Annotated in this window: 10 protein-coding genes; 6 read left to right on the forward strand and 4 right to left on the reverse strand. The window is 63.2% G+C overall.

Annotation, left to right across the window (positions count from 1 at the left end):
• Positions 1 to 47: 47 nt before the first annotated feature.
• The gene (locus tag AB4Z15_RS16250) at positions 48 to 374 is read right to left on the reverse strand and encodes a rhodanese-like domain-containing protein (RefSeq protein WP_442005183.1); all 327 of its coding nucleotides are present in this window, start codon (positions 372 to 374) and stop codon (positions 48 to 50) included.
• A gap of 141 nt (positions 375 to 515) precedes the next feature.
• On the opposite strand from AB4Z15_RS16250, the gene AB4Z15_RS16255 reads away from it, so the two are divergent.
• From AB4Z15_RS16255 to AB4Z15_RS16265, 3 genes are all read left to right on the forward strand, one after another.
• A complete protein-coding gene (locus AB4Z15_RS16255; protein WP_442018117.1) occupies positions 516 to 1,259 on the forward strand; it encodes a Type 1 glutamine amidotransferase-like domain-containing protein in 744 nt (247 codons plus the stop codon).
• A complete protein-coding gene (locus AB4Z15_RS16260; protein ID WP_442018118.1) occupies positions 1,252 to 2,682 on the forward strand; it encodes an amidase in 1,431 nt (476 codons plus the stop codon). Before AB4Z15_RS16255 ends, AB4Z15_RS16260 begins: the two co-directional genes overlap by 8 nt.
• A gap of 63 nt (positions 2,683 to 2,745) precedes the next feature.
• Positions 2,746 to 4,245, forward strand: coding sequence for a peptide MFS transporter (locus tag AB4Z15_RS16265; RefSeq protein WP_442018119.1), 1,500 nt, complete (start codon positions 2,746 to 2,748; stop codon positions 4,243 to 4,245).
• Positions 4,246 to 4,485: 240 nt separating this feature from the next.
• On the opposite strand, the gene AB4Z15_RS16270 is transcribed toward AB4Z15_RS16265, so the two are convergent.
• Positions 4,486 to 5,148 (reverse strand): DUF4190 domain-containing protein, encoded by a 663-nt coding sequence (locus tag AB4Z15_RS16270; protein WP_442018120.1) that lies wholly within the window; start codon positions 5,146 to 5,148, stop codon positions 4,486 to 4,488.
• A 256-nt stretch (positions 5,149 to 5,404) separates the two neighbouring features.
• Between AB4Z15_RS16270 and pgm the strand changes: the two genes are divergently transcribed.
• Positions 5,405 to 7,066, forward strand: a complete 1,662-nt coding sequence (pgm, locus tag AB4Z15_RS16275; RefSeq protein WP_442005188.1) for a phosphoglucomutase (alpha-D-glucose-1,6-bisphosphate-dependent) — start codon at positions 5,405 to 5,407, stop codon at positions 7,064 to 7,066.
• 2 nt (positions 7,067 to 7,068) lie between these two features.
• Here the strand turns inward: pgm and AB4Z15_RS16280 are convergent, their stop codons facing one another.
• Both AB4Z15_RS16280 and AB4Z15_RS16285 read right to left on the reverse strand, forming a co-directional pair.
• Entirely contained in the window at positions 7,069 to 7,587 is a 519-nt protein-coding gene (locus AB4Z15_RS16280) for a 2'-5' RNA ligase family protein (protein ID WP_216924279.1), read from the reverse strand.
• Between the two features lie 178 nt (positions 7,588 to 7,765).
• The gene (locus AB4Z15_RS16285; protein WP_442018121.1) at positions 7,766 to 8,371 is read right to left on the reverse strand and encodes a malonic semialdehyde reductase; all 606 of its coding nucleotides are present in this window, start codon (positions 8,369 to 8,371) and stop codon (positions 7,766 to 7,768) included.
• Between the two features lie 245 nt (positions 8,372 to 8,616).
• Between AB4Z15_RS16285 and AB4Z15_RS16290 the strand changes: the two genes are divergently transcribed.
• Both AB4Z15_RS16290 and AB4Z15_RS16295 read left to right on the forward strand, forming a co-directional pair.
• Complete coding sequence (locus AB4Z15_RS16290) at positions 8,617 to 9,972, forward strand: uracil-xanthine permease family protein (RefSeq protein WP_442018122.1); 1,356 nt, start codon at positions 8,617 to 8,619, stop codon at positions 9,970 to 9,972.
• Between the two features lie 166 nt (positions 9,973 to 10,138).
• Positions 10,139 to 10,705: a type 1 glutamine amidotransferase domain-containing protein gene (locus AB4Z15_RS16295; protein ID WP_442005192.1), complete on the forward strand. Its 567-nt coding sequence runs from the start codon at positions 10,139 to 10,141 to the stop codon at positions 10,703 to 10,705.
• Positions 10,706 to 10,947 lie beyond the last annotated feature (242 nt).

The following is a 10,947-nucleotide window of genomic DNA, read 5'->3' on the forward strand; positions in this document are numbered from 1 at the left end:
TGAGTATTCCTTGGTGGTTATATGCGTGGGAAAGGCTGAGCCGGAGGTTAGAGAACCACTGGCTTGAGGCCGTTGTCCGACACCATCGGCCTGCCGGCTTCGAACCACATATCCATCCCCCCGGCTACGTTCACTGCTGAGTAGCCTTGTCCCACCAGCCACTGGACGACGCGGAAGGAGCGGCCACCGGTACGGCAGATGACGAAAAGGTCGTCGTCCGGATCCAGTTCATCCAGGCGGTTCGGCAGTTGGTCCATGGGGATATGCCGTGCACCTTCAACGTGTCCGGCAACCCATTCATAGTCCTCACGAACGTCCAGGATGCTGGCATCAGCCGGAATATCGCCCACAGGCACGGTTTCGAAGTCGCTCATGGCGGTTCCTTCCCATCGATTCAGGTCATCATCCAGCCTAGTCGCAGCGGCCGCGAAGCGGGACGTCGCTTGCGCGCCGCGGTTACGGCACTAAGACTGGGACGCAAGGACTCCCTTGAATCGGCTGTTAGGAGCAGGACCATGGCGGCTGGCCAACCCACCATCCTCGCAACATCCGGCGGTTACAAGCCAGGCAGCCGGACCCGCATCGAGTTCGACCACCTCATGCACTACGCCGTGGAGTTATCCGGGGTAAGTGGCCGCGCACCGCGCGTGACCCACATTGGTACGGCATCAGGTGACCAACGCTGGTGGGCGGCTGAGATGGATCAGGCGGCCCGCATCGCCGGGTTTGATTTCGCTCATCTGAACCTCTTCACCATGCCCAATATTGAGGACCCCGAAGCGCATCTTCTGCAGCAGGACGTGGTGTGGGTCCACGGTGGTTCGGTGGTCAACCTGCTTGCCGTATGGCGGGCACACGGCCTGGATGGAATTTTGCGGAAGGCTTGGGAAAGCGGCGTGGTCCTGGCCGGCGTTTCCGCGGGTTCCATTTGTTGGTTCAAGAGCGGTGTGACGGACTCCTTCGGGCCTGAATTGCAGCCGGTGACCAACGCGCTTGGCTTCCTTCCTTACGCCAACGGCGTCCACTACGATTCCGAGCCCCGCCGCGCTCCTGCCATCCACAAGCTCGTGGCTAACGGCACGCTGGGCGAGGCGCATTGCACCGACGACGGCGTGGGGCTGGTTTACCGGGACACCGAACTTGTGGAAGTGGTGTCCGAAGTCAAGAACAAGGCTGCATTCCGGGTTACTGCAGGTGCTGGCGAGAGTGTGGACGCCATCGCTGTGGAGGAACGGTTGGAGTCTCGTTTCCTTGGTTGATCTTTCCCCGCAAGCCCTCAGCGCAGTGGAGCTTCGCGATGCCCTCGCATCCGGCGAGCTGTCGGCGAGGGAGGTGACTAGTCATTTCCTTTCCGTCATCGAGGCCCGGAACAGGCACTTGGGCGCCTTTATTACCGTTACTCCAGAGCAAGCGATGGCCGACGCCAGCAGGGCAGACAATCTCCATTCGAAACTGTGCAGCGATGGCCGCCTTTCTGAGTTGCCGCTGTTGCATGGTGTGCCCTTGGCCTTCAAGGACCTCACTGACGTGGCAGGCATTCCCACTACTCACGGCAGTGCCGCGTTGGAGCACAAACCTGCGCCGGAGGACGGCGCCCTCGCAGCCACTTTGAGAGGCCAGGGCGGCATCTCGCTAGGCAAGACGCAGGTTCCGGAGTTCGGACTCACCGCGTACAGCGAAAACCGCATCGCACCGCCGTCGCGCAATCCCCATTCCTTAAGCCGAAGTTCCGGTGGATCGTCGGGCGGAAGCGCTGCGGCCGTGGCAGCGGGCATGGTTCCGTTCGCTCCCGGGACCGACGGCGGCGGTTCCATCCGGATTCCGGCCGGCGCCTGTGGACTGGTGGGACTCAAGCCCGGGCGCGGCGTGGTGCCGTCCGGAGCGAGCGCGGGCGATGCAGCTAAATTGGTGGTCGCCGGACCGCTGGCGCGTACGGCGGCAGACGCTGCCCTGCTGATGGACGCACTGGTCCCCCGCGGACAAGCGCCCGACGGCGGTTATCTCGCCAACGTTGGCCACGCCCCAACGCCGCTCAATGTAGGCGTGAGCCTGGATAGCCCGTGGGCCGGCGTTTTCCCTTTCGGGGTGGAACAGGAAGCATTGGACGCCCTGGCGCGGGGGATCAAGCTGCTTGAGGAGGCAGGGCACCGTGTTGCGGAAGCGGAGATCCGCTACGACAACCGCTACCCCGAGGCGTTCACCGCAGCTTGGACTGCCGGCGTCGGAAGTGCGCGAATCGCACCCCAGCGCGAGGCGCTCCTGACCCCGCTCACCCGGACGTTCCGTCGTCGTGCGCAGCAGCGCAGCGCGTTGAAGGTCAATGAAGCCCTGGGTTTCCTCCGGCAGTTCGAGCACGACACGATCGCGCAATACGCGGAGTGGGACGTCATCCTCATGCCCACGCTGGCGCAGACACCACGCCCGATCGGCTGGTTCACGGGCGGCGGCCACAGCAGTGAGCCCTGGCCGAGCGAGTGGGCCGGTGACGCGGACGAAGATTACAGAAGGCAATGCGAGTACGCACCTTGGTCCTCCATGGTCAATGTGTGCGGATTGCCGGCGATCAGCATCCCCGTCCATGTGACAGCAAGTGGCCTGCCGATGGGCATTCAGGTGATCGGGAAACAGGGCTCTGAGCTGCAGCTTCTCCAGCTCGCGGCCGTTCTGGAGGCCTTTCAGTAAGCGGGATTGTGCGGTTGTCTACCATATGGAAAGTGGTTGCCATGGGCACCTTTCGATGTGACAATGCCTGCCGTCAATGCCAGCATTGAGGAAATGAGCACACCTCTAACCACGGCTACGCCCCAAAAACCATCGGGCGATACGTCATTTTTCGGCCACCCAAAGATGCTGGCCAGCCTCTTCTCCGTGGAGATGTGGGAGCGATTCTCCTTCTACGGCATGCAGGGCATCCTGCTTTACTACATGTACTTCACCGCCGACCAAGGCGGGCTGTCCATAGACAAGGGCCTCGCCGCCGGCTTGGTGGGCGCATATGGTGGCGGCGTTTACCTGTCCACCATCCTGGGCGCCTGGCTTGCTGACCGTATCTTCGGTTCCGAAAAGGTCCTCTTCGGCTCAGCCCTCATGATCATGGCCGGCCACATCGCGCTGGCCCTCCTGCCCGGCATTCCCGGACTGATCGCGGGGCTGGTACTTGTGGGTATCGGCTCCGGTGGCCTGAAAGCCAACGCGACGGCGCTGGTCGGCAGCCTGTACGGCGAGAAGGACGAACGCCGCGACGCCGGTTTCTCCATCTTCTACATGGGCATCAACATCGGCGGACTCATCGGCCCGCTGGTCACCGGCTGGCTGCAGGAGAGCAACGGCTTCCACTGGGGCTTCGGCGCAGCGGCAGTGGGCATGGCGATCGGCCTTCTCATCTACTCACTGGGCCGCAACAAGCTCCCCGCCGAAGCGCACCGCGTTCCCAACCCGCTGCCGGCTGCTGACCGCACCCGGTACGGGCTGATCTTCCTCGGCATCCTGATCGTGATCGGCGTACTGCTCGGCACGGGCACCGTTAACGCCGACAACCTGGCACGCAGCATGGCTTATGCCGCCATCGGCGCCTCGGTGATCTACCTTTTCCTGATCTTCCGCAGCCCGCTCGTTAGCGGTGTGGAGCGTAAACGCGTAGTTGCCTTCATCCCGCTGTACATCGCATCGGCTGCGTTCTGGGCACTCTTCCAGCAGCAGTTCACGTTCATCGCCGTGTATTCCGAGGAGAAACTGGACCGCAACCTGTTCGGCTGGGAAATGCCGGCCGCATGGGTCCAGTCCATCAACCCGGTGTTCATCATCATCTTCGCCGGCGTCATGGCTGCGCTGTGGACCAAGCTGGGTTCCAAGCAGCCGAGCTCCCCGCTGAAATTCTCGGCGGGCCTGCTCATCATGGGCCTCGCTTTCCTCTGCTTCATCCCTCTGGCCGGCGAGGGCAAGACCCCGCTGCTGGCGCTGGTGGGAATCCTGTTCCTGTTCACGCTGGCGGAGCTCTTCCTCTCCCCCATTGGCCTGTCCGTGAGCACCAAGCTCGCCCCGCAGGCTTTCCATACCCAGATGGTGGCGCTGTTCTTCCTGTCCGTCTCCCTGGGCACCACTTTGGCAGGCATCCTTGCCGGCCTTTACAACCCCGACGACGAACTCCCGTACTTCCTGGGCATTGGCGGCGTGGCTGTGGTGTTGGCTGTGGCCCTCGCTGCTGGATCACCAGCCATCAAGAAGCTGATGGGCGGGGTGCGGTAGCTGGCTTTCGTCACGGAAACCCGCTGGCGACACGCAAACGGACCAGCGCCGCCTACATCCGGGCAGCGCTGGTCCGTTGCTGTGTCGCACACGAATTCGGGTGGCGCTGACGAATTCGGTGTCGCTGACGAATTCGGGTGGCCTGACGGCACGTGAGCCACCTACCCTGCGCTTAACAACGACGGCGACCCTTACGTTCTGTGGGATTCCCACCTGACGTAAGGGTCGCCGTCGTACGCGTTAGTAGTTGTACCTGCCGCTCGAGGCCCCGATCGCCGCGAAGAAGAAGATCAAGACGACCACCGTGATCGCCACGCCCACGTATCCCATGATCAGGCCGGCAATCGCCATGCCCTTGCTGGCGGGCTCGCGATTGAGGGCAAGGTGGCCCAGGATCACGGCTGCGATCTGCGGCAGGATGAAGAACCCGAAGCCAATAAAAGTGGCAATGCCGCAGCACATGCTCGCAATGCTCAGGCCCTTTGGCTGGGTGGGCATGGCGTAATACGCCGGCTGGCCGTACGGGTTCTGCTGGCCGTAGGGCTGCTGCTGGTACGGGGCCTGGTTGAACTGGCCCTGGTTGTACTGGCTCTGGTTATAAGGGCTCGGCGGCTGCCCGTAGGGAGAGGGACTCGGCTGGCTGTAATCACCGGGTGTGTACGGGCCCTGGCTGGCACTGCTCTGGCCAGCACTGCTCTGGCCCTGGCTCGTGGGCGGGAGCGGCTGAGTGTAGAAATCGTCCTTGCCTTGGGCGTTCTGCGTGTATGCGCCTTGGTCGTACGGCGGAAGCGGCTGCGTCTGTGAGCTCTGCTCCGGCGGGCTGAATTCGGCGGGCGGGATGTATTGCGGCGGTTCGTAGCCCGCCGGTTTGTCCTCGTTGCCCTTGGATGGTTGATCTGACATGGGAATCCCCCTCGCTAAGTCTTTGTTTCCCACCCTACCGCCGCCGGGTGCGCCGCATAAGGCAACGCGCTTTTCCGCTTCCGCGCAGTGTCAGGGCGGGCGACAGGGCGGAATCCTCCCACTAAAGCCGCCGCTCGTAAACGCGAGGTAAATCTTTGGCTCATCCGGCGCCACATCGCCGCCATTCTGCGTCACAGGGGCCGGATCCCGGGACATTTGCTGTCAGCCACCGGGGTGGTCTGGCATGCTGGACGACATGGCTAGCCGAGCGGGCACAGTTGCCCTTCCCCAAGACCTTGTTGACATCACAGCCCTGCTGGACGCGTACTTCGACGTCACTCCGGATTTGGGCGATCCCGCGCAGCGCGTGGCGTTCGGAACATCGGGCCACCGCGGTTCCAGCTTGAAGTCGTCGTTCAACGAGCCCCACATCCTCGCGATCACGCAGGCGATCGTTGAATACCGCGGCCGCCAAGGCATCACCGGGCCGCTGTTCATCGGACGCGACACCCACGCCCTGAGCGAGCCAGCGCAGAACTCTGCGCTGGAGGTCCTCGCGGCCAACGGCGTCACGGTGCTCGTGGATGCACGCCACGGCTACACGCCCACGCCCGCTCTGAGCCACGCCATCCTCAAGTACAACCGCGAAGCCGCGCCGGGGACACCCCAGGCCGACGGCATTGTTGTCACGCCCAGCCACAACCCGCCCGGCGACGGTGGCTTCAAATACAACCCCCCGCACGGCGGACCGGCCGACACCGATGCCACAGGGTGGATCGCAGAACGCGCCAACCAGCTCCTTGAGAACGGCCTCCGGGGGGTCAAGCGCATTCCGCTGAACGATGCTTTGAATGCGGACACCACTGGAAAGTTCGATTTCCTCAGCAGCTATGTTGACGATCTCCCGTCCGTTCTGGACCTTGACGCGATCCGCAACGCCGGTGTCCGCATCGGTGCCGATCCCATGGGCGGCGCGTCCGTTGACTACTGGGGCGAGATCGGTGAGCGCCACCAGCTCAACCTGACGGTGGTGAACCCCACCGTCGACCCGCAGTGGGCTTTCATGACACTGGACTGGGATGAGAAGATCCGCATGGACTGCTCCTCGCCGTCGGCTATGGCCTCGCTCATCAAGCGCATGTCTCTGGGCGCGGACGGTACCGCCGCCTACGACGTCGCCACGGGTAACGACGCCGACGCCGACCGCCACGGCATCGTCACGCCGGATGGTGGACTCATGAACCCGAACCACTACCTGGCCGTCGCCATCGACTATCTGTACCGCAACCGCAGTGGCTGGAATCCCGCGTCCGTTGTGGGTAAGACGCTGGTTTCGTCCTCGATCATCGACCGCGTCGCTGCAGGGCTGGGCCGCAAGCTGGTTGAAGTTCCCGTCGGCTTCAAGTGGTTCGTGCCGGGACTGCTGTCCGGCGAGGGTGCTTTCGGCGGCGAGGAATCGGCAGGCGCCTCCTTTAACAAGCGCGACGGCAGCGTGTGGACCACGGACAAGGACGGCATCCTCTTGGCCCTGTTGGCCTCGGAAATCACGGCTGTCACGGGTAAATCCCCGTCGCAGTTGTACAAGGGACTCACCGACCAGTTCGGCGCGCCTGTCTACGCCCGAATCGATGCCGCGGCTTCCCGCGAGCAGAAGGCCAAGCTGGGCAAGCTCTCTGCCGCAGACGTCACGGCCACTTCATTGGCGGGCGAAGACATCACCGCCAAGCTCACGGAAGCACCCGGCAACGGCGCTTCAATCGGCGGCCTGAAGGTTGTTACCGAGAACGCCTGGTTCGCGGCCCGCCCCTCCGGGACCGAGGATGTCTACAAGATCTACGCCGAGTCCTTCAAGGGCGCCGACCATCTGGCCAAGGTGCAGGAGGAAGCCAAGGCTTTGGTGGATGGGGTCATCGCCTAGGTTCAGGCGGTTTGCGAGTCCTCAGCCTCTGCAGCGTCCTGCGTCCAGAGCCTGAGGATGCGCCGGATGGTGTGGTTGCCTTCCGGCGCCATGTCCACCAGCGCCACCTGGTCAAGCACGACGACGTCTCCCGGCTTTGGGCGCTTGCCGTCGTGATGCGAGATGTGCGGTCGGTAGCGTTCGAGGACGTAGTTCGGCGTAGCGATGCGCCCGCCCACGCTGACCACGGCATCGAAGAGTTCCTCGTGCAGGCCTTGGAGCAACGGGTTTTGTTCCACCAAGCTCACGGGGATGGACCCCATGTGGCCAAAGCCCGCTTCTTCCCCAATGGTCAGTTGCGTTCCAAGGGCTCCCTGGACTGGCGCCTCGGCCAAGTCAGCGAGGACATCGGCGACGTCGGCACTCACGTCCGTTCCGACGTCGAACCTTAACAACGTGATGTGAAGCGGCCAGTCGCTCCGCGGAAACACCAGCCCCGGCCGCACGGGCTCCGTAAATGCCACCCAGATGAGGTTCCGCATAGGCATAGTTTGCCACTCAGCGAGTCAGAACTGACGGGATCTGCGAGAGGGATGCCGAAATAGCCGCAGGATGTGAGAGAACATCCAAACCCCCGGATCTTCTCTCACATCCCGACCCTTAAACGCCGATGCTCTCGCACATAACGTACGAGAGCATCGGCGAAACAGCACGAGAAAATTAAACTGTGCGAACGACCTCTTCGTAAGCGAACTTTGGCTTGGCTTCGCCCCAGGCATCCGGGCCGGGCTGGCCGATGTTGACCACGAGGAAGCTCTTCTGATCCCCCGCCGGGAAGAATTCGGCGTCGATGGCAGAGAAGTCAGCGCCGGTCATCGGGCCGGCAGCGAAGCCGAGCGAGCGTACAGCCAGAATGAAGTATCCGGCCTGCAGGTGGGCGTTGTTGTTGCCCGTGGTTGCGGCGAAGGCGGGGTCGGCGTCGTACATTGCCTTGGGGGCGCCGTAGGCAGGGAGGAACTTGTCCCACTGGCCGTGCCAATCGGTGTCGTAAGACAGGATGGCGACCAACGGAGCCGAGGCGGTCTTGGCCTGATTGCCCTTGGACAGCGCGTCAACCAGCTTGGCGCGGGCCTCCTCCGAGCGGACGTAAGTCACGCGCAGGGGCTGGGAGTTGAAAGCTGTGGGGCCGAACTTGGTGAGCTCGTAGATGGCGCGGGCCTGCTCGTCGGTGACCTCACCGGCAAAGCTGTTGGCCGTGCGGGCTTCGGCAAAAATGGCGTCGACTGCTGCGGCGTCAATGACTGCTTCTTCGTGGGCGATCGTCATTCGTGAACCTTTCGCTGTGCCCGGGCCTTCGGGATGGCCAGGCGCTTCTGCTTTCCATGGTTGCAACTTCAACTTCACATGTCCTCTTCCCATGACGGACCGTGACGTTCGGCACAGTCCTCCTGCGGGATCTCCGTTGCGAGGCCCGTTTTGTGCGCCAAACGACGCGCGAGGCGCGTAGAACGGGCCCCAGAATGGCGGTAATGTTGCAGCGAATCCCAACATTCTTCTGAGGAAGGCCCGCCATGAGCATGCTCGGCACCAAATGGAAGCTCCACGGCAACGGGAAGTCGATCCGCCCGGGCCACGTGGTCTCGCCCGACGAGCGGCTGGCTTGGCCCCTCACTATCGGCATCGGCATGCAGCACGTCGTCGCCATGTTCGGCGCGACGTTCCTGGTCCCCATCATCACCGGCATGCCGCCCGCCACCACCTTGCTCTTCTCGGGCATCGGCACGCTGCTTTTCCTCGTCATCACCAAGGGCCGCGTGCCCAGCTACCTGGGTTCGAGCTTCGCGTTCATCGCTCCGATTCTGGCGTCCCAGCAGCAGTACGGCGTTGCTGGCGCCTTGGGCGGCGTGGTGCTTGCCGGCGTCGTACTGGCGCTTATTGGTGCGGTGGTCCAGAAGTTCGGCGCCGAATGGATCAACCGGCTGATGCCGCCGATCGTCACGGGCGCGATTGTCGCGCTGATCGGCCTGAACCTGGCTCCGGCTGCCAAGAACAACTTCGACGCCGCTCCCGTCACCGCCCTGGTCACGCTGGTCACGATCATCCTGGTCAGCGTCCTGTTCCGCGGAATCCTGGGGCGGCTGAGCATTCTGGTGGGCGTTGTGGTGGGCTATCTCGTGGCGATGATGCGCGGCGAGGTCAACTACGAAAAGATGGACGCCGCCTCCTGGGTGGGCCTGCCGCTGTTCCAAACGCCCGAGTTCCACATCGGCGTTGTGGGGCTGTTCGTGCCGGTGGTGTTGGTGCTGGTCGCTGAAAATGTGGGGCACGTGAAGTCGGTTGCCGCGATGACAGGCCAAAACCTCGACGGCGTCTCCGGGCGGGCGCTGATGGCCGATGGCGCCGCCACCGTACTTGCCGGCTTCGGCGGCGGTTCCGGTACTACGACTTACGCGGAAAACATTGGCGTCATGGCCGCCACCAAGGTCTACTCGACGGCGGCCTACTGGGTGGCCGGCATCTTCGCCATCCTGCTGAGCTTCTCCCCGAAATTCGGCGAACTGATCGCAACCGTGCCACCCGGCGTCCTCGGCGGCGCGGCGACCATGCTGTACGGCATGATCGGTGTGCTCGGCGTGAAGATCTGGGTGCAGAACAAGGTCAACTTCTCCAACCCGATCAACCTGACCACGGCTGCTGTTGCCCTGATCATCGGTATCGCTGATTACACATGGACCATTGGCGAGCTGAAGTTCACCGGCATTGCTTTGGGGTCTGCTGCGGCCCTGGTGATTTATCACGGCATGAAGGGGCTGGCTCGCTGGCGCGGGACCGTCGCTGAGCCGGAAACCGAGACGGCGGGACTCCCGCCAGCGGTGAAGTCGGCGATGAATGCTGCGGCTAAGAGGGGCGGGAAGAAGGGGAAGTAGGGGTAGACCCGGAGACCGGCGGTGCGCACCCGGAATCGACGGCAAATGAATACTCAGCTTGCTTACTAAAATGACCTTCCCTAGGCTTGAACAAGTCAGACAAACAACTCTCACGGCGGCGGCCCACGCTCAAGAAGCAATCCACCGCGCAAATGGAGGAGGAACAATGTCAGAACACAGCATCACAGGCAAGAAGGTCGCATTCCTTCTGACGGACGGCGTGGAGCAGGTCGAACTCACCAGCCCCTGGCAGGCCGTGAAGGACGCCGGAGGCCAGCCCACGCTCGTAGCCCTCTCCAAGGGAAAGCTCCAGGGATTCAACGGCGTCGAAAAGGGTGACACCTTCGACGTCGACCTCGCGGTAGCCGACGCGAACGCATCCGACTTTGACGCACTGGTACTCCCCGGTGGCGTCGTGAACGCCGACCATTTACGGGTCGACAAGGACGCCCAGAACTTCACGCGGGCCTTCTTCGAGCAACACAAGCCGGTGGCCTCGATCTGCCACGGACCGTGGATCCTCATCGACGCGGGCGTCATCAAGGGCCGCAACGTCACGTCATACCATACGCTCCAGACCGACCTCCGGAACGCGGGCGCCAACTGGACCGACGAGGAAGTGGTGGTGGACCAAGGCCTCGTCACCAGCCGGAATCCGGACGACCTCCCGGCGTTCAACGCGAAGGTTGTTGAAGAGATCTCGGAAGGCCAGCACGCAGGCCAGACCGCCTAGCGTTCAGCCCCGGAACAAACGGCGAGTGCCGCCGTCGTACTTTTCACAGGAAGTACGACGGCGGCACTTGCGTTTCGCGAGTCGGCGTGGCTTGGCGTCACTGCCCTCCCCGAATGCCTACTGCCTGCGCACAGCAGCGGCTGGCATGGGTTCTTGCGGGCGTGCGGGAACAGTAAACAAGGGCATCAGCCACTGAATCAACGGCCCGATCAGCAGGATCGCTGCAAACAGTATCGATCAGC

The sequence above is a fragment of the Paenarthrobacter sp. 2TAF44 genome (genome assembly GCF_052114885.1).
Taxonomy (GTDB): Bacteria; Actinomycetota; Actinomycetes; order Actinomycetales; family Micrococcaceae; genus Arthrobacter.

Coding starts and splice junctions, on each gene's coding strand:
- AB4Z15_RS16250 (WP_442005183.1), bottom strand. CDS start 374: ATGAGCGACTTCGAAACCGTGCCTGTGGGCGATATTCCGGCTGATGCC.
- AB4Z15_RS16255 (WP_442018117.1), top strand. CDS start 516: ATGGCGGCTGGCCAACCCACCATCCTCGCAACATCCGGCGGTTACAAG.
- AB4Z15_RS16265 (WP_442018119.1), top strand. CDS start 2,746: ATGCCTGCCGTCAATGCCAGCATTGAGGAAATGAGCACACCTCTAACC.
- AB4Z15_RS16270 (WP_442018120.1), bottom strand. CDS start 5,148: ATGTCAGATCAACCATCCAAGGGCAACGAGGACAAACCGGCGGGCTAC.
- pgm (WP_442005188.1), top strand. CDS start 5,405: ATGGCTAGCCGAGCGGGCACAGTTGCCCTTCCCCAAGACCTTGTTGAC.
- AB4Z15_RS16280 (WP_216924279.1), bottom strand. CDS start 7,587: ATGCGGAACCTCATCTGGGTGGCATTTACGGAGCCCGTGCGGCCGGGG.
- AB4Z15_RS16285 (WP_442018121.1), bottom strand. CDS start 8,371: ATGACGATCGCCCACGAAGAAGCAGTCATTGACGCCGCAGCAGTCGAC.
- AB4Z15_RS16290 (WP_442018122.1), top strand. CDS start 8,617: ATGAGCATGCTCGGCACCAAATGGAAGCTCCACGGCAACGGGAAGTCG.
- AB4Z15_RS16295 (WP_442005192.1), top strand. CDS start 10,139: ATGTCAGAACACAGCATCACAGGCAAGAAGGTCGCATTCCTTCTGACG.